Annotated in this window: 33 protein-coding genes and 3 pseudogenes; 22 read left to right on the top strand and 14 right to left on the bottom strand. The window is 39.2% G+C overall.

The window, feature by feature from the left end; all coding sequences use genetic code 11:
- Nucleotide 1 precedes the first annotated feature (1 nt).
- Nucleotides 2-778, bottom strand: coding sequence for an SDR family NAD(P)-dependent oxidoreductase (locus tag HCUR_RS07160; protein WP_104207392.1), 777 nt, complete (start codon nucleotides 776-778; stop codon nucleotides 2-4).
- 203 nt (nucleotides 779-981) lie between these two features.
- Between HCUR_RS07160 and HCUR_RS07155 the strand changes: the two genes are divergently transcribed.
- The 22 genes and pseudogenes from HCUR_RS07155 (at nucleotide 982) to HCUR_RS07065 (ending at nucleotide 12,529) form a co-directional block, all read left to right on the top strand.
- Entirely contained in the window at nucleotides 982-1,455 is a 474-nt protein-coding gene (locus HCUR_RS07155; RefSeq protein ID WP_104207391.1) for a MarR family winged helix-turn-helix transcriptional regulator, read from the top strand.
- Nucleotides 1,439-1,927, top strand: a complete 489-nt coding sequence (locus tag HCUR_RS07150) for a phosphotransferase-like protein (protein WP_104207390.1) — start codon at nucleotides 1,439-1,441, stop codon at nucleotides 1,925-1,927. Before HCUR_RS07155 ends, HCUR_RS07150 begins: the two co-directional genes overlap by 17 nt.
- A 115-nt stretch (nucleotides 1,928-2,042) precedes the next feature.
- Nucleotides 2,043-2,756, top strand: coding sequence for a GNAT family N-acetyltransferase (locus HCUR_RS07145; protein WP_207760983.1), 714 nt, complete (start codon nucleotides 2,043-2,045; stop codon nucleotides 2,754-2,756).
- A 116-nt stretch (nucleotides 2,757-2,872) separates the two neighbouring features.
- Nucleotides 2,873-3,301, top strand: coding sequence for a hypothetical protein (locus HCUR_RS07140; protein WP_104207389.1), 429 nt, complete (start codon nucleotides 2,873-2,875; stop codon nucleotides 3,299-3,301).
- Between the two features lie 56 nt (nucleotides 3,302-3,357).
- On the top strand, nucleotides 3,358-3,693 hold the full coding sequence (locus tag HCUR_RS07135) for a nuclear transport factor 2 family protein (RefSeq protein WP_207760982.1): 336 nt from the start codon (nucleotides 3,358-3,360) through the stop codon (nucleotides 3,691-3,693).
- Nucleotides 3,690-4,151, top strand: a complete 462-nt coding sequence (locus HCUR_RS07130; RefSeq protein ID WP_104207388.1) for an NUDIX domain-containing protein — start codon at nucleotides 3,690-3,692, stop codon at nucleotides 4,149-4,151. The genes HCUR_RS07135 and HCUR_RS07130 overlap by 4 nt, the downstream gene beginning before the upstream one ends.
- Entirely contained in the window at nucleotides 4,148-4,708 is a 561-nt protein-coding gene (locus HCUR_RS07125; RefSeq protein ID WP_104207387.1) for a P-loop nucleotide/nucleoside kinase family protein, read from the top strand. Before HCUR_RS07130 ends, HCUR_RS07125 begins: the two co-directional genes overlap by 4 nt.
- Before the next feature lie 2 nt (nucleotides 4,709-4,710).
- The gene (locus HCUR_RS07120) at nucleotides 4,711-5,154 is read left to right on the top strand and encodes a class I SAM-dependent methyltransferase (protein ID WP_104207386.1); all 444 of its coding nucleotides are present in this window, start codon (nucleotides 4,711-4,713) and stop codon (nucleotides 5,152-5,154) included.
- Nucleotides 5,129-5,356: a hypothetical protein gene (locus HCUR_RS07115; RefSeq protein WP_104207385.1), complete on the top strand. Its 228-nt coding sequence runs from the start codon at nucleotides 5,129-5,131 to the stop codon at nucleotides 5,354-5,356. The genes HCUR_RS07120 and HCUR_RS07115 overlap by 26 nt, the downstream gene beginning before the upstream one ends.
- A 139-nt stretch (nucleotides 5,357-5,495) precedes the next feature.
- Nucleotides 5,496-6,023: a dihydrofolate reductase family protein gene (locus HCUR_RS07110; RefSeq protein ID WP_104207384.1), complete on the top strand. Its 528-nt coding sequence runs from the start codon at nucleotides 5,496-5,498 to the stop codon at nucleotides 6,021-6,023.
- Complete coding sequence (locus HCUR_RS08870; RefSeq protein ID WP_165780859.1) at nucleotides 6,020-6,184, top strand: hypothetical protein; 165 nt, start codon at nucleotides 6,020-6,022, stop codon at nucleotides 6,182-6,184. Before HCUR_RS07110 ends, HCUR_RS08870 begins: the two co-directional genes overlap by 4 nt.
- Nucleotides 6,185-6,187: 3 nt before the next feature.
- On the top strand, nucleotides 6,188-6,490 hold the full coding sequence (locus HCUR_RS07105) for a GNAT family N-acetyltransferase (RefSeq protein WP_104207383.1): 303 nt from the start codon (nucleotides 6,188-6,190) through the stop codon (nucleotides 6,488-6,490).
- On the top strand, nucleotides 6,487-7,008 hold the full coding sequence (locus HCUR_RS07100; protein ID WP_104207382.1) for a GNAT family N-acetyltransferase: 522 nt from the start codon (nucleotides 6,487-6,489) through the stop codon (nucleotides 7,006-7,008). Before HCUR_RS07105 ends, HCUR_RS07100 begins: the two co-directional genes overlap by 4 nt.
- The gene (locus HCUR_RS07095) at nucleotides 6,983-8,056 is read left to right on the top strand and encodes a GNAT family N-acetyltransferase (RefSeq protein WP_207760981.1); all 1,074 of its coding nucleotides are present in this window, start codon (nucleotides 6,983-6,985) and stop codon (nucleotides 8,054-8,056) included. Before HCUR_RS07100 ends, HCUR_RS07095 begins: the two co-directional genes overlap by 26 nt.
- Nucleotides 8,053-8,496 carry a protein kinase family protein gene (locus HCUR_RS09330; RefSeq protein ID WP_207760980.1) on the top strand — a complete coding sequence of 148 codons (444 nt, stop codon included), beginning with the start codon at nucleotides 8,053-8,055 and terminating at the stop codon, nucleotides 8,494-8,496. The genes HCUR_RS07095 and HCUR_RS09330 overlap by 4 nt, the downstream gene beginning before the upstream one ends.
- Nucleotides 8,497-8,800: 304 nt before the next feature.
- Nucleotides 8,801-9,049 (top strand): hypothetical protein, encoded by a 249-nt coding sequence (locus tag HCUR_RS09325; protein ID WP_207760979.1) that lies wholly within the window; start codon nucleotides 8,801-8,803, stop codon nucleotides 9,047-9,049.
- Nucleotides 9,046-9,514, top strand: a pseudogene (locus HCUR_RS10350) (GNAT family N-acetyltransferase). The gene HCUR_RS09325 and the pseudogene HCUR_RS10350 overlap by 4 nt, the downstream one beginning before the upstream one ends.
- Nucleotides 9,511-9,789, top strand: a complete 279-nt coding sequence (locus HCUR_RS09320; RefSeq protein ID WP_207760978.1) for a hypothetical protein — start codon at nucleotides 9,511-9,513, stop codon at nucleotides 9,787-9,789. Before HCUR_RS10350 ends, HCUR_RS09320 begins: the two are co-directional and overlap by 4 nt.
- Nucleotides 9,790-9,974: 185 nt before the next feature.
- Nucleotides 9,975-10,862 (top strand): aminoglycoside phosphotransferase family protein, encoded by an 888-nt coding sequence (locus HCUR_RS07075; protein ID WP_104207381.1) that lies wholly within the window; start codon nucleotides 9,975-9,977, stop codon nucleotides 10,860-10,862.
- A pseudogene (locus HCUR_RS10345) lies at nucleotides 10,855-11,319 on the top strand (GNAT family N-acetyltransferase); the annotation flags it as partial. The gene HCUR_RS07075 and the pseudogene HCUR_RS10345, both read left to right, overlap by 8 nt.
- A gap of 39 nt (nucleotides 11,320-11,358) precedes the next feature.
- Complete coding sequence (locus tag HCUR_RS10340) at nucleotides 11,359-12,105, top strand: class I SAM-dependent methyltransferase (protein WP_423751901.1); 747 nt, start codon at nucleotides 11,359-11,361, stop codon at nucleotides 12,103-12,105.
- Entirely contained in the window at nucleotides 12,089-12,529 is a 441-nt protein-coding gene (locus HCUR_RS07065) for a GNAT family N-acetyltransferase (protein ID WP_165780858.1), read from the top strand. The genes HCUR_RS10340 and HCUR_RS07065 overlap by 17 nt, the downstream gene beginning before the upstream one ends.
- Here HCUR_RS07065 and HCUR_RS07060 read toward each other — a convergent pair.
- The 13 genes and pseudogenes from HCUR_RS07060 to HCUR_RS08860 all read right to left on the bottom strand — a co-directional run bounded on the left by HCUR_RS07060 (nucleotide 12,500) and on the right by HCUR_RS08860 (nucleotide 18,418).
- Complete coding sequence (locus HCUR_RS07060; RefSeq protein ID WP_279337813.1) at nucleotides 12,500-13,267, bottom strand: alpha/beta hydrolase family protein; 768 nt, start codon at nucleotides 13,265-13,267, stop codon at nucleotides 12,500-12,502. The two genes, HCUR_RS07065 and HCUR_RS07060, sit on opposite strands and share 30 nt — an antisense overlap.
- Before the next feature lie 119 nt (nucleotides 13,268-13,386).
- Nucleotides 13,387-13,542: a hypothetical protein gene (locus HCUR_RS09925; RefSeq protein WP_165780856.1), complete on the bottom strand. Its 156-nt coding sequence runs from the start codon at nucleotides 13,540-13,542 to the stop codon at nucleotides 13,387-13,389.
- Nucleotides 13,539-13,751, bottom strand: coding sequence for a helix-turn-helix domain-containing protein (locus HCUR_RS07055; RefSeq protein ID WP_104207377.1), 213 nt, complete (start codon nucleotides 13,749-13,751; stop codon nucleotides 13,539-13,541). The genes HCUR_RS09925 and HCUR_RS07055 overlap by 4 nt, the downstream gene beginning before the upstream one ends.
- Before the next feature lie 14 nt (nucleotides 13,752-13,765).
- Nucleotides 13,766-14,341 carry a DUF2975 domain-containing protein gene (locus tag HCUR_RS07050; protein WP_104207376.1) on the bottom strand — a complete coding sequence of 192 codons (576 nt, stop codon included), beginning with the start codon at nucleotides 14,339-14,341 and terminating at the stop codon, nucleotides 13,766-13,768.
- 77 nt (nucleotides 14,342-14,418) lie between these two features.
- Nucleotides 14,419-15,303 carry an aminoglycoside phosphotransferase family protein gene (locus tag HCUR_RS07045; RefSeq protein ID WP_104207375.1) on the bottom strand — a complete coding sequence of 295 codons (885 nt, stop codon included), beginning with the start codon at nucleotides 15,301-15,303 and terminating at the stop codon, nucleotides 14,419-14,421.
- Nucleotides 15,300-15,719, bottom strand: a complete 420-nt coding sequence (locus HCUR_RS07040) for a GNAT family N-acetyltransferase (RefSeq protein WP_104207374.1) — start codon at nucleotides 15,717-15,719, stop codon at nucleotides 15,300-15,302. The genes HCUR_RS07045 and HCUR_RS07040 overlap by 4 nt, the downstream gene beginning before the upstream one ends.
- A 148-nt stretch (nucleotides 15,720-15,867) precedes the next feature.
- Nucleotides 15,868-16,203, bottom strand: a pseudogene (locus tag HCUR_RS07035) (class I SAM-dependent methyltransferase); the annotation flags it as partial.
- Between the two features lie 157 nt (nucleotides 16,204-16,360).
- Entirely contained in the window at nucleotides 16,361-16,498 is a 138-nt protein-coding gene (locus tag HCUR_RS10335) for a GNAT family N-acetyltransferase (RefSeq protein WP_423751900.1), read from the bottom strand.
- Between the two features lie 34 nt (nucleotides 16,499-16,532).
- A complete protein-coding gene (locus HCUR_RS09315; protein WP_207760977.1) occupies nucleotides 16,533-16,700 on the bottom strand; it encodes a hypothetical protein in 168 nt (55 codons plus the stop codon).
- A gap of 119 nt (nucleotides 16,701-16,819) precedes the next feature.
- Nucleotides 16,820-17,422, bottom strand: a complete 603-nt coding sequence (locus HCUR_RS07025) for a hypothetical protein (protein WP_129591974.1) — start codon at nucleotides 17,420-17,422, stop codon at nucleotides 16,820-16,822.
- A 40-nt stretch (nucleotides 17,423-17,462) separates the two neighbouring features.
- Entirely contained in the window at nucleotides 17,463-17,648 is a 186-nt protein-coding gene (locus HCUR_RS07020; RefSeq protein WP_104207371.1) for a hypothetical protein, read from the bottom strand.
- Nucleotides 17,649-17,977: 329 nt separating this feature from the next.
- The gene (locus HCUR_RS07015; RefSeq protein ID WP_165780855.1) at nucleotides 17,978-18,190 is read right to left on the bottom strand and encodes a nucleotidyl transferase AbiEii/AbiGii toxin family protein; all 213 of its coding nucleotides are present in this window, start codon (nucleotides 18,188-18,190) and stop codon (nucleotides 17,978-17,980) included.
- Nucleotides 18,191-18,277: 87 nt separating this feature from the next.
- Nucleotides 18,278-18,418, bottom strand: coding sequence for a hypothetical protein (locus HCUR_RS08860; protein WP_165780854.1), 141 nt, complete (start codon nucleotides 18,416-18,418; stop codon nucleotides 18,278-18,280).
- Nucleotides 18,419-18,526 lie beyond the last annotated feature (108 nt).

Below are 18,526 nucleotides of genomic sequence, written 5' to 3'. Positions count from 1 at the left end.
ATTATGCCCCCCAGGATGTTCCAAAAGATTTCCCGCCATCAACGGTAATGCATGATCCTGTTATATAGGAAGAATGCGCATTTGATGCGAGCAACAACAAAGCGCCATCCAAATCTTTTGGTGTTGCAACGAAGCCCATAGGAATCTGCTCAGCAAACTCTTGTCGTTGTTGATCTGTACCCAATTTGTGATCTGTCATAGGGGTATGAAAAAGACCGGGTGCTATAGAATTAATTCTGATTTGGTGCCTTGATAACTCAGTCACCAAAGATTTTGCCATATGAATCACAGCGGCCTTAGAGGTTGCGTAAGCTGTTGCTTCTTTATAAGGGAAGGCATCTCCATTAATGCTGGCAATATTAATAATAGACCCATGAATGCTGTGGTTCTTCATGTGATTTGCGACTGCCTTTGTGACGTACCACACGCCCATCAGATTCGTTTGAATAATCGACTCAAAGCTATCGTTATCGTCTTCTGCAAAAATAGGAGTAAGCACCGCAATTCCAGCGCTATTAACGCATATGTCTATCTTCTCGCCAGCTTGCTCTAACTCAGCAAAGCAACTTGTCACAGATGCCTTGTCTGATACATCCATCTGGATAGCTCTAGCGTTATTAAGCTCAGCAGCTAAGGTTTTTAGTTGATCAATGCGGCGAGCGGCCAAGATCACGCGTGCGCCTGCACCGGATAGGCAGCGAGCAAATTGCTCCCCAAGACCACTAGAAGCCCCAGTGATTAATGCTGTTTTACCCTGTAAATCAAAAAGTGTCGTCATTTTACTCAATTCCAAAATTATTTTTTTGCCCCTTGTACGCAGCTTTATCTTGACACACTTTGCTGTTTTATGCAAATATATTCTGTGCGTAGACAGTATGTTTGATACAAATAATTGTTTCAAAGGAGATCACTTATATGTATCAGCACAGAGTCAAGATCAACTCACAATATGCACTAAGCAATTAATCGGAGAGTCATACAATGAAAAAGTCATCAAAAACGAACTGGATCAACATGAACGAAGTGTCAGGCTTCTTGCTCTATTCTGCTTATTTTGCGTGGAAGCGCAAGATTGAAAGTACGCTTTTACCTCATGATCTTACTCATGTTCAGTTTATGCTTTTGATGACATTAGGGTTTTTGAAGAAAGATAAGGCTGATGTATCGCAAAATGACCTCGCAAAGTTTTTGAGTTTTGATGTGACCATGACCTCGCAGGTGTTGCGGGCCCTAGAAAAAAGAGGGCTTTTGAAGCGTTCCCAAAAAGAAGGTGACGAACGTTCTAAATTTTCAGAATTAACAGATGCAGGTAGCGCTAAAATCCAAGGAGCAGCAAAAGATCTCCTTGCGGCCGAAGAATCCTTTTTTGTGAGTTTAGGAGAGAATAAACAAGGCTTTGATGAGCATTTGCGCGGCATTTTAGAACAACAAACAGCGGATGCTCGCCGTGAGTAAAATTATTTTCTTAAACGGGTGTGGCTCTAGCGGAAAGACTTTTATCGCAAAGGCTATCCAGCACGAAAGTCCAGATCTTTGGCTGACTTTTGGTGTTGATACATTCGTTGATATGATCCCCTTCGGAAGACAAGAACCATACTTGAAATTTATTCCAGGGCAAAATGAGCATGGCCCCACAATGCATGTCGATTCAGGGCCAGAAGGCGTGAAGCTATTTAGCGTTATGCCGCAATTTGCTGAAATGCTAGCTACATGCGGAAACAACCTCATTATCGACGAAGTGCTATTTGATGAAGAGGCCTTAAAAGCGTATGCTCAGCAGTTAAAGAGTCACACAGTTTATTACATCGGCGTTTTTTGTGATCTAGCAGTTATGCAAGAACGCGAAGTTTTAAGGCGTGATCGCTGCATTGGTCTCTCAAATGATCAAATAGATAGAGTGCATCAAGGCGTTTTAAATTTAATATGATTTTAAGGTGGATACAACTGCTATCTCTTCTTTTGAAGCGGCCCGCCTGATACTGAAGTTTGTGGACGATACCTCTGCGCCAAAAGCCTTCCAATCATTAGGAAAGCAGGACTAGATGATGACCATCACATTCGAACCGCTCAATGAATTACATTTTCTACTACTGCTAAAGTGGCTGGAGACGTCGCACGTCAAAAAATGGTGGGATCAGGATGTGGCCTATACAATGGAGTTGATGAAAGAAAAATATAGCTCATATGTCAAAGACTATAAGCTTGAAGGTAGTGCACAGAAACCTATTCAAGCTTTCATTATCTATAGCGACCAAAATCCTGTTGGGTACATCCAGATTTGTAACGCGTATGATTTTCCTAGGAGGAAGCCATTGTTAGGCTTGCCTTCAAATCTTGGTGCATTTGACATTTTTATTGGCGAAGAAGAGGTGCTGAAGCAAGGTTTGGGCTCAAAAGCAATTGTACAATTCCTTAAATTACACGGCAATCAGTACTCTTATATTTTCGCCGATCCAGATATTAATAATCTTTTTGCCATTAAATGCTACGAAAAAGCAGGCTTCAAGAAGGTATCAGAACGGGCAGATACTGGAGAGATGTGGATGATAAAGGATTTATCCTCAAGAAATGACCCGTTAGCAACCATCCAAAAACTTATTAAAGAACGCTACGTGGACGCTAAAACGGTATTCTGGGCAGGATCAGTTGCTGCAAATCAGGGAACTGATTCATCCGATCTTGACCTTGTTATTGTTTTTGAATCATTGCCAAATGCTTATAGAGAAGCCTTTATTTACGACGGCTGGCCCATTTGATGCCTTTATTCATGATCTTGATACCTTGGGGTATTTCTGCGGCAAGCTTGAAGCAAGTGATGGTAAACCAGCTCTCATTAATATGATTCTCACAGGTCAGGAAATTCTGGAGCCGAATGAATTTAGCTCACAAGCGTCAGGAAATTCTGGAGCCGAATGAATTTAGCTCACAAGCCAAAAACATTGCTGAGCAAGCTTTAGCGAAAGGTCCGGACAGCTGGACTCAGGCTCAAATCGACAAAGAACGTTTTTTCATCACCGATATCTTGGATGATATTAAATCCCCCAAAAATAAAGAGGAGCAAATAATTTCTGCTGTGCATTTGTTTGAACCACTTATACAGTTTTATTTTAGGACCCAGAAAAAGTGGGCTGCCAGCGGTAAATCATTGATGCGACTTTTTAAAACAGACAATCCTGATCTTGCTGAAGAATTTACTAAAGCATTTGAAAGCCTCGTTCAAACAGGTGATGCTTCTGGCATTGAAAGTGCGGTTACAAAAATACTTGCACCCCATGGAGGATTTTTTTTGGGATGGCTTTAGATCTGATGCACCAGCAGACTGGAAAGTACTAGAGGAGAACAAAATCCTCGAGGAACTTGGATCAAGAGAGCCAATCTTCCATCATGCTGAAAAGTTTGGAAAAACAAATGTGTGATGAGTTTTGCGAGGTTGGTGCATCAGGTAATGTCTACACCAAACAAGACGTTATAGAAACTCTGCTCGAGCGGTATAACAACCCAGATTATCAAGATATTTGGGAGGCAAAACACTTTGCGCTCGCCAAAATTGCAACAGATAATTATTTGCTGACGTACATTCTTATCCAAGACAAAACAAGAGTCACAAGAAGATCAACACTTTGGCGCAGAGTAAATGGTGACTGGAAGGTCCTCTATCACCAAGGAACCATAATCGATGGAGGTGGCGCATGAGTAAGAATAACATTCATGTTTTGAGCAGAGGCGTGATAATAGATCAAGATCATATTTTGCTTTGCAGAACACTTGACCTGCCAATCAGTTTTTATTTTCTCCCAGGGGGGCATGTTGAACATGGAGAATCAGTTGAAACATCGCTCCTTCGTGAGTTAATGGAAGAAACTGGAGCTCATTGCAAGATCAAGAGATTTTTAGGATGTTTAGAATACAGCTTCGAACCTGGTCATAGCAGTATCTGTCACAACCATGAATATAATTTTATTTTTGAAGCTGAATCGGAATCTTTGAAAATTGAAAACAAAATACCGCAACTTGAAGCTCATATTGAATTAATTTGGGTACCCTTGCATCAAATATCTGAAATTGATTTTAGAGCTGAGTCCTTAAGAGAACTCGTGCTTCAGTGGCTGGAAAAGCCAGCTTCAGATGTATTTAGGAGCGTGATGATATGACACAACCAACAACCATCATCTATTTAACAGGCAAGCCCGGGGTCGGTAAATACACCATTGCCAAGGAATTAGCTGCAAAGTATGGTTTTATCGTATGCGATAATCAGCTGATCAATAATCCTATTTTTGAGTTATTGCAATATGACGGATATGCCAAGATATCTGATTTTTCTTGGGGATCGATCCCTCGCATAAGGGATGAAGTTTTGGATTTCCTGGCCCATCACACCCAGAATAGTTATGTGCTTACAAACTGTTTGGCAGATACTCAAGAAGATAGGAAGCTTTACGGACAAGTAGAGCAAATGGCTCAAACACGAGGGGCATTGTTTATTCCAGTACAAATTCAAATTAGTAAAGAAGAGCATCTAAAGCGCCTGACGCGACCAGAAAGAAGGCAAAGGTGGAAATCTATTGATCCATCTGACGCCGAAGATAATGGGCCACTTATCTCCATTGCTAACCCTAATTTGTTTGCGCTAAATGTTAGCAATTTAAGTCCCAAAGATGCAGGGGAGGCCATTATGAATCATATAAAAATACTAAGTCAGAGGTGAATATGAAATCACTTAAACATACAAGTGCAAAAGCCTCTTATTACAACACAGGGGCTGAGTGCTATGATGAATTTAATGAAAATAATTCAAGAGCCATAAACGCGCTTTTAGAGAAAATATTAAAAGAGCATCAGGTTGCTAGCGTTCTTGATCTTACTTGCGGTACTGGTTCTCAAGTCTTTTGGCTGAAAGACAAAGGCTTTGAAGTCGTAGGCAGCGACATTAGCCGGAGCATGCTCAAAATTGCTAAACAAAAAGCAAAACTAAATCAGTTGAAAATTAAATTTTTACAAGGAGATTGCCGCACTGTTCATGCAGGCCAGTTTGATGCCGCGATTACCATATTTAATGCAATTGGCTATTTGACTCGCGAAGACTTTAAATTCACCATCCAAAATATAAATCGTAATTTGAAACCGAATGGTTTGTATATTTTCGACATTTAACCTTGATTACCTGAAAGCCGGTAATACCATCACAAAATTAACCGGAGATTGGATGGCTGCCACCGATGGTCAGAAATTCAGAGAAATCCAATTTAGCACTATCTCTGATGACGGCATTTTAGTATCCTATAGTACCTATGGTTATCAAGATGGAAATGAGAGCCCAACAAAAGTATCAAAAGGTTATGAAAACACGCTTTAAGTTTACAGTAGCGCTGAGTTGCAAGGTCTATTAAAGGAGAATGGGTTTGTTGTATTAGCTCAAACCAACATAAATGGCGAAGCGTTTTCAAAGGAAAGTTCTGAGCGAATACTAACAATTGCCAAGAAGGTGTAACGATATGAACAAAATAATCCTCTACATCGCAACTTCGCTTGATGGCTTTATCGCAGATACTAATGGTGGCGTGGATTGGCTCCCGCACCCAAAGGACGACTCTGAATTAGAAGCCGTCGGTTATAAAAGTTTAATGTCCTGTATCGATATAATTTTAATGGGAAGCCGAAGCTATAAACAAATTTTAGGTTTTGGTGAATGGGGTTGGCCAGATAAACACACTTATGTTTTCACCTCTAAACAATTTGAAACTGACAAACCCTATATCAGTATTACGCATGATAGCCCACTTGAATTTATGGCAAGCCTGAAAGACAGAAAATCAGATAAAGATATCTGGCTCTTAGGCGGTGCAGAGCTTTCTAAAAGTTTTGCACAAGAATGCTTGGTTGATGAAATCATTTTTACAATTGTCCCTCAAACTTTAGGAACCTGCATACCTCTAGGTTTAATTTTTGCAAAGTTTGACTTAACAACTGAAAAATTCCTGACGGATGGGATGGTTCAAAAAATTTATTTGAGGAATGAATGATAAATCTCACCCACAGAAAATCAAGAATTGCTGATTTACCCTGCCTGGTTGAACTCCTCTTAGAAGATGAACTCGGGGCTAGCAGAGAATCAAAATCAGCTGCGGTGCACGAAAACTACATCAAAGCCTTTCATAAAATTGATTCTAATCCAACCCAATAGTTAATGGTGGTAGAAAACGGAGATGAAATTATTGGGACTTGCCACCTCACTATTATGCCATCACTCACTTTTATCGGCAGCACCCGTATGCAAATAGAAGCCGTAAGGGTTGCATGCAAACATAGAGGCCAGAAAATAGGAAGCTGGATGTTTGATCACGCCATTAGTTATGCCAAAGAACATGACGTTTCTATCATCCAGCTCACCACAAATAAAAAGCGGCCACAAGCAAAACATTTTTATGAAAAACTTGGCTTTGAAGCCAGCCATGAAGGTATGAAATTATATTTGGAGCAAGTGGCATGAGCATTAATTTTGAAAAAGCCAAGATAAGTCACGTTGATATTATTTTTGGTTGGCTTTTGGAGCCTTTTGTTCAGGAGTTTTGGGATAATACGCAGGGCCATAAAGACGATATTTTAAATTTTGTTAATTTCAGAAAAGAACCTTCGAATTATTGTGACGGCAAGTATTTTTATTGGATAGCAAGCTGGAATGGCCACCCATTCGCAATGTTAATGACGATACAAGAAACAGCTGAAGACCACATCGATGATATTAAATTAAATCACCTTTCAAAGACAGGTCATACTTACGGTATCGATTACATGATTGGAGATAAAAACTATTTTGGCAAAGGCTATGGCGCCAGAACGTTATCGGAATTTCTTGATTTTTTTAGAAGAGATTTCGACTCTAAAGCAGATACATTCATAATAGACCCTGCTAGCGATAATCCTAGAGCAAAACATGTCTACATGAAGGCAGGCTTTGAGCATATTGCTGACTTTATAGCGGGTGGAGACTGTAGCGGTGCTGGATAAACACCATCATTTATTGATTAGACGATTTGTGCCTAATGTTAGATTATTACCAGCAACGATTTCTAATTATCCCACCATTCAAAATATGGCACGTTTCTATGTGTATGATAGAACAGCCTATATGGACTGGGAATGCCCTGAGAGCGGGTTGTTTGAATGCATAGATTTTAAACATTATTTTGAAAATTCTGATGAGAAAGCTTTTTTAATAAAGGTATCCGATGAAATAGCAGGCTTTGTGTTATTGGATAAAATGCATTTGCTTGAACCTGTCGACTGGAATATGGGAGAGTTTTTCGTTCTTGCTAAATTTCAAGAAAAAGGTATTGCAAGCATAGTTGCTAGAGAAATATTCAAAGAACATCCAGGAAAATGGTCAATAGCTGTAATGCCAGAAAATATAAAAGCCATAAAATTTTGGCGCAAAATTATCTCTGAGGCATCATATGGTGATTATACAGAGGTTTTTAAAACAGAGGATGAGTTAAGAAACGCTGAAAATCCTGATCCTTATGCAATGAATGTGTTTACCTTTGATATTAATCATAGGGTGAACAATGCTAAAGATGATATTTCTATTCGACTTTCTCAAGCTAACGATATAGAAAGCATAGTCGAGATGTCGTATCAAAAACGCAGGCTTTACGAAAAAGCGCAACCCCAATTTTGGAAATATGCTGGCGATATTGCAGAACTATCGCAGGCCAAATGGTTTGAAGAGTTACTTGGCTCTAATGACCACATCATGCTTACCGCTACTTGTCATCAAAAAATCGTTGGTTTTATTATCGGCAAGTTGATGCCAGCGCCAGAAGTTTATAATCCTGGTGGGCTAACCTTAATGATCGATGATTTTTGTGTCGCTAATGAAGCTGAGTGGCATTCAATTGGATCTAAATTGGTTCAAAAAATTAAAGCAATCGCAAAGTTAAGGGGAGCTGCGCAAGTCCTTATTGTTTGCGGCTCCCATGATGGACCGAAATGTCACTTTCTTAAAAAAATGGGGTTAACTGTGGCTTCAGAATGGTATGTGGGTAGTATCATATGAATCAAACGCATCTAAAGCACATAAGCCAGCATTTTGATCTTGGTACACCGACTCAAGCGCCCACAAGAGTACACGGTGGCTTGCTGCATATCATGTGGCGTCTTGATACAGATAAAGGCTCCTATGCGATTAAGCAGTTATCTAAAGATATTGATTTGCAAAATGAGCAAGTCATTAAAAATTATGAATTGAGCGAGCAAATAGCTTCAAGTTTTATAGCTCAAAATATCCCTGGGGCATGCGCTCTCTCGCAATCCGATAAACATCTTTTAATTACAGATGGATATGGCTACCTTGTGTATCCTTGGGTTAACGCAAAAGCTTTAGATAAAGATGAAATGAACGAAGGTCAAGCATTAGTCATTGCCAGAATACTTGCAAAAATGCATTTAATAAATCTCTGTATTGAAGGTATCGATCAACCTGAATTTGATTCATGATAACAAACACATTACAAACTTAATCAAGCAGTCAACTCAAATGCGGCTTCCATTTGCTGACATTTTAAATTCCCATTTATCTACCCTTCTCGAAATTAATGAAAATTATTTGGGTTCAATTGAAATTCTTAAAAAACATACAGTCGTTGGGCATGGTGACTTAGATCAAAAAAATGTTTTGTGAACTGAGAACAAGGAACCTCTATTAATTGATTGGGAATCGGCCCGTAAACTAAACCCCACATATGAAATTGTAAATGCTGCTTTAGATTGGTCTGGCGTTACAACTGATCTCAATATCGATTTGTTCCATAAAATACTTAAATCTTATTCAGAGTCTGGAGGTTTAATTGAAAACCGAACAGTTGAAGCGGCATTTTATGGGGTTATGGGAAATTGGATTAACTGGATGGTTTACAATATTAATCGGTCTATCAATCAAAGAGAACTTGAGCAAAAAAATATTGGGATAGAAAAAGTCATGCAAGTATTGCCAAGAATTTTAAGAGTAAAAACTTTGATGCCAGAATTAATAAGTGAGATAGCGTCATGATCAAAATCGAACTGCTTAAAAACCATCCCAGCGCCATATCGGAACTTGCACACATTTGGCATGAAGTATTAGGTAAAATCTGGGTTCCTGATGTGGCCGCCTACCGTGTAATCACAAGATTTGCACAGCATTTGAATGACCAAGCTTTACCAATCACTTTTGTTGCATTATTATGGTGATTTACCGGTTGGCATGTGCTCTTTGCGTAAAAATGATGGTATTCGTCCAGGTATAATCCCTTGGCTTGGTTCACTTGTGGTTGATCCAAAATATCAAAAGCAAGGCATTGGCAGTATGCTAATTGATATGACTCTCCTAAAAGTAAAAGAGCTTTGTTTTAAAAAACTGTACTTGTTTGCTTTCGATCCTGCCATACTAGAATACTACGAACGTCTTGGATGGAGCCAAATATGTATGGATGAATTTACATCCCATCCTGTGACGGTTATGGAGGTGGATTTATGATCAAAATTGACCTGCTGAAAAATCATCCAGACGCTATACCAGCTCTCGCTCACATTTGGCACGACGTTTTAGGTAGAATTTGGTTTCCAGAGCTTACGATTAAAGAGATAGAGTCATTGACCTATGATGAGCTGGGGCACCCAAATAAAACAACTTCATTCGTTGCGCTGTTTGATGAAATTCCAGTAGGATTTTGCACATTTAAACTTAAGGAAGAGTTTCGTCCCGATTTAGGGCCATGGCTTGCAGATGTAGTAGTAGCCCCTAAACATTAAAAATAGGGGATCAAAAAAATGCTAGTTGATGTCGCAGTTAGATAAGCAAAAGAGTATGGCTTCAAAAAGCTATACCTGTGTTCTTTTGATCCAACGATACCTCAATACTAAAAACGCTTTGGATGGAGCCAAATATGTATGGATGAATTTGAATCTCATCCTGTAACCGTTATGGAGGTAGAGCTATGAACAACAAATCGATTATGCCAACGCTTGATCTTGCACGCGAACTCATAGCGGAGCAATTTCCAGAATACGCTAGTTTGCCTATCATTGATGTTGAAAAACAAGGGCATGATAACCGCACCTATAGGCTTGGCGAGCATATGCTCATTCGTATGCCAACAGCTGAAGATTACGCTTTAAAAGTTCCAAAAGAGCAAGAGCTACTGCCGCAATTAGAAAAACGGTTGAGCATTAACATCTCGGCTCCGATTAATGTTGGACAGCCATCAAAGGATTACCCATACCCATTCTCTATTTACAAATGGCTCCCAGGCAGAAGCGTCAATCTTCTTGTTTTGGATAATGAAGTACTCGAACAACTTGCTTTTGATCTGGCAAAATTTTTAAAAGAACTCCAGGCTATTAGTGATGTAGAAGGACCTGAGCCGGGTCAACACAACTGGTGGCGTGGTGATCATGTCAGCGTTTACGATAAAGGAGCGCGAGAACAGATCGCAGAGCTGGCTGAGATTATAGACGTAACCCGAGCATTAGCTTTATGGGATCAGGCGTGTGCGACGAGATGCAATAAGGCGCCCATATGGATTCATGGAGATTTTGCGATTGGCAATATACTGATGGATGGTGAAAAACTATCAGCAGTCATTGACTTTGGCGGTGCTGCCGTTGGAGATCCAGCGTGCGATCTTGTCATTGCCTGGACTTATTTGAAAGGCAAAGCACGTAAGATTTTTATTTCTGAAATGGATATGGACCCAGATACATGGCTCCGAGCCCGCGCCTGGGCATTGTGGAAAGCAACATTTGAGTTGTGTCAGATAGCAGATAAGAACAGGGCTGATGCTGATGGGCAGAGAAGAATTATTGATGAGGTTATGAATGGATAATTTCACGATAAAACAATTAGGAGCAGACGATTGGCAAATTTGGAAAAACTTCAGATTAGAAGCGTTAAAGAATTCGCCCGAAAGTTTTGCCTCCTCCTGTGAGGAAGAGCTCAATTGGATAAATTCAGATTTTCAAAATAGCTTAACCAAGAGTGATATATTTGGGGTATTCGTTGATAATTCACTTATCTCTTGCGCTGGCTTTTATAGTTTAAATTCAGCTAAGACAAAGCATCGTGGTGTAATTTGGGGCATGTATACTCGGCCTAAATGCAGAGGACAAGGTATCGCAAGCACTTTAATTCAAACCATTATCAATCACGCAAAGTCACGTGTTACCCAGCTGCACTTAACCTGTGTGACAAGCAATCTTCGCGCTGTGGCAGTTTATCAAAAACAGGGATTTAAAATATATGGCACAGAGCCTCGTGCACTCAAAATTGGGGATACATTTTTTGATGAGCACTTGATGATATTAGATTTAACAGGAGAATCCATGAAGCAGCTTGACACCTATCTCAGTCTTTGTACGGAGGTTTACGATTTAAGCAAGCCTAATCCACCAGAAGATTCATATGCTTTTTATCGTGACTATTCCATAAAAGCGCATGGCCCTATTTTAGAGCCGATGTGTGGTACAGGCCGATTTTTACTTCCATTACTTGAAGAGGGGTTCAATGTGCATGGCTTTGATGCAAGTGATCATATGCTTGAAGCATTGTGTGCTAAAGCCAAGGCTAAAAATCTAGAACCTACGGTATGGAAAAGTTTTGTTGAAGATTTAAAGCGGCCAGAAAAATATAATCTGATTTTTATTCCTAGCAGGTCTTTCTGTTTAATTATCGATCCCGTTTCTGTGATGCGCAGCCTTAAAACACTTTATGATCACCTAAGCGACGATGGCATTTTATTATTTGAAGATGAAACACTTAAAGCCGTGCCACCACTTGATGTATGGCGTGGTTCTGTATGGCACAAACCGAATGGTCAAATGATCATGCTAAGCCAATTAGAAACTATGAAAGATAATGTTTGCAATTCGATCGGTAAATACGAACTCACCTACCACAACAGCATTATCTATACAGAAATTGAAGAATTGAAAGTCAGGATTTACGGGTCCCTTGAGTTAACCGAAATACTAAAAAGTTGTGGATTTAACGTTCGCGCAATCAAGGCTTTTGATGAATCAGCCACCCCAGACGAAAATGATGAGAGTGTTGTCTATGAATGCAGAAAATAATCTTACATTTGAGGCTGTAAATCCTGCATATCCGCCGCTTGGCTATGTGATAAGCAGTAGCATCGGTTCGCCAACACCAGAAAAGATCGCGCAAGTCTTACAAAGTTATCAGCAGCCGAATCAATTTTTGATTGGCGCTTTTTCATCTAAAACTTTAATTGCTGTTATTGGTTTTGAACTCAATGGTATGCAAGCCACCATTAAACACATCAGCGTAGTCGATGAATTTAGAAACCAAGGAATCGGAAAATCTCTGATCCATAGCTTAATAAAAGATTACACACCAAGTACAGTATTATTAGAAACCGATGAAGAATCTGTCAATTTTTATAAAAAACTAGGGTTTATGTGCGCACCCTTTACAAGTAAATATGGAATGAGATATTGCTTCTCCTCAAATAATGGATCTAATCGGCTGCTTTAGCCATTCAAATGAACTCTTTAGAACATCCCCTTTTTTTCTAACATAATGATCCATGTCTGCTATGCGCATATAAGTTCCAGGTGCGCCTCCCTCTTTTGCTTTTCGAACAAAAGCATCAGATGAATCGATAATGGAATCTTTCACGCCAGCTACAACCAAATATGGGGTTTTGATTTTTGCATATTCTGGTTTTGGGTAAACGATTAAAGCATCGTGATGATATTTATAGGTCATTCCAGCAAGCTTAAGATGGGCAGTTGGATTTTTAATTGTTTCATCCATAGCTTGATCATGATCCTTTCGTGATTTTGGACAGTACAAATCAAGTGAATACGGCATCCATGAAGGAAGCTGAGCTCTTAACTTGATATACCAAGACGTATTTCGAATCATATCTTGCATAAAAATCCAAAGCTCATCGCGCCAAGACCAATTTCCCGCACCTGACCAATTTATTGTTGCAAGCGCATCTGATGAGTAGTCAGTGGTCAACGTTGTCACAATAGGGCCGCCCTCAGAAACACCAAGGAAAATCAGTTTTCCATTCCATCCTTTGGGCGGATGCTTTTTGAGATGTGCAATAACTGTTCGGTGATCGCTCAAGCGATTAGTCCTTGTGTAATGTTCCATGAACTCACCTGCGTTAATTTGATTACCATCAACGCCTTGTTGTTCAAGGGTAATAATGCCAACACCCAAGTCTAAAAATTCTTTTAAAAAGTAACGATGAAAATGAATGATGCTTGTAATGTCGTCTTCTCAAGATGAACCACCCACTAAAATAGCAATTGGGAACTTATCTCTTGAAGGTTTGCTGAAATAATAAACAATATCGTGGGAATCTGCGCCTATTCTTTTTAATGTAAAGCGGGATGATGAGGGTATGTCATATTTTGGACCGCCATTTTGTCTTTCTGCATCCGTATATTTATGGGGGTAATCTCAGCCGCTGCAACCGAAAAAGATGAAAAACCGATGCAAAGCATCAGCAATAATCGACTCATCATTTTCATACCATTTCCTTTTTAAATTCTAGAATATCCCCTGGCTGACACTCTAAGCATTCGCAAATACTTTCGAGTGTTGAAAATCGTATGGCTTTTGCTTTGCCTGTTTTTAAAATTGATAGATTTTGCACAGTAATACCAACAGCTTCAGCCAGATCTTGAAGCTTCATCTTTCGCTTCGCCAACATCACATCGAGGTTCACAATAATGCCCATGGTTATACCTCCAACTATATTGTAAATTTTTGTTCATCATGAAGCTTACTAGCCTCTAGCATCACCCAAGAGACTATGATCACGAGAATGCCATAAAATAAAGACGTTAACTGAGGGGGCCAAAATGAAATGGTTAAATACCTATGTCCAGGAGGACTTGTGAAAGTAACAGCTAAGACCATTAAGGTTTGGCTTAATGATTTGATGAGGAGTGCGTCTAGCAAAAATAAAGCCCCCAATTTTTGGTACAAAATTGCATTTCTAACACTAAAAATCTCTCTTTTTTGATAGTTTTTAAAAATCACCCTCAGAACAAATAAGCTGATTAACAAAGGCAAAAGACCTATTATGTCAGCACTAAAACCCAATAGCTGTAACATAGGCGTCCAAGAAACGTTGCTGAGGTTGACATATCCTTCTGGTGTTTGAATGGTTTTCTCGAATGTGCCAAAGAAATTGATCACACCTGAGACATCACTTATTTTTGTGCTAATGAAGATCCATTGGATAATGGAGAGCAGAGGAACGGCGATCAATAATACGCCGAACATTAACAACAAATACGAACTTATTTTTTGAATTCTGTTCATTCATACCTCAGTTTTGAAAGCTTACTTCTGATACAGGATATCCACAAAAGAAATGAATGTCAATAATTATTTATTGTTTATCGTGATATTAATCTTTGTATATCAACTAAGATCCTAGTTGTCCGCTCGAAGTAATTGGTATCACACCCATCCTCTATTGCCCATACCCATGCAACTACCGTCTGCACAAAACACCTATCAAGGATTCGCTGCAATGGTAATTTAAGGAGCTCAGCAAATCGAGTGACGCGATTATGAATAATATTTGGCGCATCAGCGTGATTCAGTAATTCCGGGATTGGATTGCGGATAAAAGCTGCCACTTCATACGCTGGTTCGCCAATCACGCCTTTGGGATCAATCACCAGCCAACCTTCGCCATTTTGCAAAATATTATCGTGATGTAAATCGCCATGCAGGAAAACATCTGGGATAGCTGTTCTTAAAAGCTTGTCGCGAATTTCTCTCGCTTTTTGCAACGTCTGCACTGGAATTTTTAAGTCGCCATCTAATGTTGTAAGCCAATCCTTGATGTGAGGAAATGCATAGGTGCTTGGCATGGGCGCTTTGTGCAATCTTTTGATCACCTTTGCAGTGATATTAATTGCCTCATCATCCTTTTCAGGAAAATAGGACTTTAATGACATGCCTGGAACTACGCATTCAAGTAGAAGCAAACCTGTATTTTCTGAAAATATTTGGACAACGCCAAATCCCTCAAATGCCATGAGAGCTGCGGCTTCACGTTTGAATCCATCAATATCCAATCCTAACTTTAGAATAATTGGCTGCGCTTCTTGAAACCCCGATAACACATAATTGTAGCTTAAATTATTGACTGCTTTTAAATTTGACAGTCCATAAGTATTTGCTAGTTGTGCGACGTAATTCGGCAGATGATCTAACCACTGTCTGCCTATTTCGCCGTATAAGTTAATGATGTTTTGCTCAAATATTTTCATGAGATATCTTTCCTCATGAAAATGCGATCATAATCTTTCAGGTATTTGGGTGTGGTCCCTATGCAGTAAAAACCATGCTTTTCATAAAAATCTTGTGCTTGAAATTCATAAGTATCGACAAATATTTTAGGCGATCTTTTGTTCTTAGCCACATCATTAATCATGGTGATAATTTTGGTCCCGATGCCTAATTTTCGGTATTGTTCATTGCACCAGAGTACATCAATATACAGCGCATCACTGTGTTCCCAAATCAAAGCTCCACCTATGATCTGAGCACCATCTTTTGCAAATAGGCTGAAATGGGATGATTTTTCTTTTATGATCTTGGCATTAAAATCAACTATCCCATTACGGATGACTTTATCATCAGAAATATAAGGGTTGTTTTCAATAGAATATTCTATGCTGTTCATTTTACTTTCCTGTTTACTGTGAAATTAGCGGTGTAAAAACCTATTATAAATGGGTTCGTCATCGATGTACTCATTTTGAAGCAATAATTGCCTTACATCTGACTCAATAAGTATGGGTTGATAGATGGAGGCGTCGATGCCTTTCATATTAGTTTGGTTGATCAAGTTTGGCAGAAATTTGAGTCAATGCCAGTCTTGGTTTATGGATATGATGTAAAACAAATCGACAATACACCATATCAAATGTCTTGTTTAATTTTTCAAGTTCGTAAATATTAGCAATAACCCAATCAATTCTATTTTTCAAGTGCTCAGAGCAACGCATTTTTGCTGCCTTAATTTGATTTTCGCTGTTATCGATTACTGTGACACGACCATTGGCTCCAACTATTTCAGCAAGGTATTGACGCGTATAACCCAAGCCGCAGCCAATATCTAATATAGAAAGCCCTGCTCTTAAGCCGTGTTTATTTAAGAAATATTGTGTTTTGTCGTTAAAACTTTTTTTCCAAAATGTTTAAGCTTTCTTGCCCTCCATTACCAACCGTAAAACAGTATTTCGCAGTCATTTTTTCCTTCTGGCAAATACTCATCTGCTCTCAAGCGATATAAAATATGTTGTAACAATGGATAATCGGTAGCTAATTTAGGGTGTGCAAAGTCGCCTTTAAATCACGTTTTAATCCAATCTTTTCCATAACTCTTAACGATCGAGCATTCGCAAGCACGGTAAAAGAAACAATTTCTTTTAGGCCGCGCTGTTTAAACCCATATTCCAAAGAAGCTTTTGCCTCAATATTTCGATCCTAAGCGCTAACTAACTTCAACTGCTGGTGTAAAATTCGATTCCCAATCGGTATGATTAAGACCGATAAAATTCATCAACTCACTGGTTTCTTTCAAGCAGACCGCCCCTAAAGTGTAACCGTGTTTGTCGCCATGACTATTCACCGCTAGTATAAAATCGTTCACCTGTTTCATGGTTAATGGGCTACGTAAAAACTTGATCACTTTGAGATCTTGATTGATTTAAAAATACGCCTCTGTGTCTTCTTTTTTCCAGGTTCTTAAAATCAGCCTTTCTGTTTCAATAATGGTGGTCATGTTGTCTCCGATGAGATTGCTCTCAATAATTTTTCTAGTTGTGTTGCAGGGTATGGGGTTGATTTGCTTTCTTTCTGAAGCTTTTGAAAAAATTCATCCATGAGCAATGCAATGGGAGCGTATCGATTGATAATCGTATTAATTGCAGGTGGAACATTGCTAAGTTCACCGGCAAGATATTTATGCAGACGAATTTCCCAATGCTCCTTACCAAAAAGTGATGTGATAATACAATGAAGCAGGTTTACAGCAGCGCAAGCTTGATCATAGGACTGATGCTGTTTTAAAAATTCTTTTTCCTTTTCGGATAGATCAAATCTTGATGATAACGCGAGTCCAAAATCGATTAAATAGATGCGCTTAGCGTCTGTGAGTATATTTTTAAAGTGCGCATCAAAATTTTGTGGGACATATTCAAGAAATAAAGCGATATGCGCAGATGCTTTATTCAGATTTTCTATGCGTTGACGAATGACGGCGGAATTTTCCCAGTGTTGGCAATATTTTTCGATGTCATCCCAATAGTTAATATTGCCTGGGCTACTTGGCAAAATGCGCCAGGAGTCAGGGGTACATAATAGAGAAATTGGCACATTCACCTGTGATCACCCCGTTAGTGGCATGATATGTGTCGCTAGCTCACTCCATGCCCCAAAGCCAGCAAGAGCCCACACCATATTGATCGCCAAGTGGAGAATCAAAGATATTGGCTATAGACATAAAATGCTGAGGCAGTTGCTTAAGATCAGTCAACGGTAATTTTTTAACACATACGGAAGTGTTCTTAATAGAAATGAGAGCTAACTTGCCACCGATACCTTCCATGCACGGGCTTGCTATCTGCTAAAATCTGTTTTAGCTTCTCATTGCTCAGGCACACGAGGCTTGTTGAGATTTGGCTATACAGTTTAATTCTTTACATTATGGCAGCCTGATAATGACGTTATTTACAACGAATTGATAAGATTTTTCAAAACTCCAATTCAATTCTATGGGTAATAATGAGCTCATATCGGACTGGAAATCTGGGTGATTCTTCTTCAATTCCAAATTCTTTAAAAAATCTTCTCCTCAAATATGGGTGTTGTCGTTAGCACAATATTTTGAATAAATTTCAAACACTCTCTCTAGGTCAATCAATTTTTGCTTGGTTACTACCATACGTCAAATAAGTCTCTACCTTTTCGGCGCTGATATAGAGCACTCAGCTTAGTTGCCATAAGCTCATCAATTTCATCAGTGATAATATCAGAAAAGCCATTAAACCATTCAGATTGCACAGGCAATACCTGAAAATTCTGAGTAGTATTGATTTCAATTTTTAATTTGGTTGGTACCTTATTAATAGACTCATATTTATAAATCAACTTCGCACTACGTTCGGTAATTTTAACTATAGAATAGTTATAGAGAATAGCGTGTCAATTGAACAATATGTAGCACGTCTTATCTGTTTATCTCCATGACTTTATCTTGATGGAAAGCAGTATTATCCATGACACTATCACGGTTTTCTGGGATATTGCTTCTATCCAACCAGTCAATACCTCTACAGAACCCGTAAGCAATCCGATGGTCCCTAAAGTAGAGCCCATTCAAGCGGCTATAGACATTTGTTCTACACATTTGTGCTACTTTTGGCACCCCAACTCCTGTTTTCCCTAACAACGCTGCCCTTTTACAGAATACTCGTGGGTTCTTGG

The organism is Holospora curviuscula, from assembly GCF_002930195.1.
In the GTDB taxonomy this organism is placed as follows: Bacteria; Pseudomonadota; Alphaproteobacteria; order Holosporales; family Holosporaceae; genus Holospora; species Holospora curviuscula.
This window is presented reverse-complemented; position numbering and strand designations above follow the sequence as displayed.

Coding starts and splice junctions, on each gene's coding strand:
- HCUR_RS07160 (WP_104207392.1), bottom strand. CDS start 778: ATGACGACACTTTTTGATTTACAGGGTAAAACAGCATTAATCACTGGG.
- HCUR_RS07155 (WP_104207391.1), top strand. CDS start 982: ATGAAAAAGTCATCAAAAACGAACTGGATCAACATGAACGAAGTGTCA.
- HCUR_RS07150 (WP_104207390.1), top strand. CDS start 1,439: ATGCTCGCCGTGAGTAAAATTATTTTCTTAAACGGGTGTGGCTCTAGC.
- HCUR_RS07145 (WP_207760983.1), top strand. CDS start 2,043: ATGATGACCATCACATTCGAACCGCTCAATGAATTACATTTTCTACTA.
- HCUR_RS07140 (WP_104207389.1), top strand. CDS start 2,873: ATGAATTTAGCTCACAAGCGTCAGGAAATTCTGGAGCCGAATGAATTT.
- HCUR_RS07130 (WP_104207388.1), top strand. CDS start 3,690: ATGAGTAAGAATAACATTCATGTTTTGAGCAGAGGCGTGATAATAGAT.
- HCUR_RS07125 (WP_104207387.1), top strand. CDS start 4,148: ATGACACAACCAACAACCATCATCTATTTAACAGGCAAGCCCGGGGTC.
- HCUR_RS07120 (WP_104207386.1), top strand. CDS start 4,711: ATGAAATCACTTAAACATACAAGTGCAAAAGCCTCTTATTACAACACA.
- HCUR_RS07115 (WP_104207385.1), top strand. CDS start 5,129: ATGGTTTGTATATTTTCGACATTTAACCTTGATTACCTGAAAGCCGGT.
- HCUR_RS07110 (WP_104207384.1), top strand. CDS start 5,496: ATGAACAAAATAATCCTCTACATCGCAACTTCGCTTGATGGCTTTATC.
- HCUR_RS08870 (WP_165780859.1), top strand. CDS start 6,020: ATGATAAATCTCACCCACAGAAAATCAAGAATTGCTGATTTACCCTGC.
- HCUR_RS07105 (WP_104207383.1), top strand. CDS start 6,188: ATGGTGGTAGAAAACGGAGATGAAATTATTGGGACTTGCCACCTCACT.
- HCUR_RS07100 (WP_104207382.1), top strand. CDS start 6,487: ATGAGCATTAATTTTGAAAAAGCCAAGATAAGTCACGTTGATATTATT.
- HCUR_RS09330 (WP_207760980.1), top strand. CDS start 8,053: ATGAATCAAACGCATCTAAAGCACATAAGCCAGCATTTTGATCTTGGT.
- HCUR_RS09320 (WP_207760978.1), top strand. CDS start 9,511: ATGATCAAAATTGACCTGCTGAAAAATCATCCAGACGCTATACCAGCT.
- HCUR_RS07075 (WP_104207381.1), top strand. CDS start 9,975: ATGAACAACAAATCGATTATGCCAACGCTTGATCTTGCACGCGAACTC.
- HCUR_RS10340 (WP_423751901.1), top strand. CDS start 11,359: ATGAAGCAGCTTGACACCTATCTCAGTCTTTGTACGGAGGTTTACGAT.
- HCUR_RS07065 (WP_165780858.1), top strand. CDS start 12,089: ATGAATGCAGAAAATAATCTTACATTTGAGGCTGTAAATCCTGCATAT.
- HCUR_RS09925 (WP_165780856.1), bottom strand. CDS start 13,542: ATGAAAATGATGAGTCGATTATTGCTGATGCTTTGCATCGGTTTTTCA.
- HCUR_RS07055 (WP_104207377.1), bottom strand. CDS start 13,751: ATGGGCATTATTGTGAACCTCGATGTGATGTTGGCGAAGCGAAAGATG.
- HCUR_RS07050 (WP_104207376.1), bottom strand. CDS start 14,341: ATGAACAGAATTCAAAAAATAAGTTCGTATTTGTTGTTAATGTTCGGC.
- HCUR_RS07045 (WP_104207375.1), bottom strand. CDS start 15,303: ATGAAAATATTTGAGCAAAACATCATTAACTTATACGGCGAAATAGGC.
- HCUR_RS07040 (WP_104207374.1), bottom strand. CDS start 15,719: ATGAACAGCATAGAATATTCTATTGAAAACAACCCTTATATTTCTGAT.
- HCUR_RS09315 (WP_207760977.1), bottom strand. CDS start 16,700: ATGAAACAGGTGAACGATTTTATACTAGCGGTGAATAGTCATGGCGAC.
- HCUR_RS07020 (WP_104207371.1), bottom strand. CDS start 17,648: ATGGAAGGTATCGGTGGCAAGTTAGCTCTCATTTCTATTAAGAACACT.
- HCUR_RS08860 (WP_165780854.1), bottom strand. CDS start 18,418: ATGGGCTCTACTTTAGGGACCATCGGATTGCTTACGGGTTCTGTAGAG.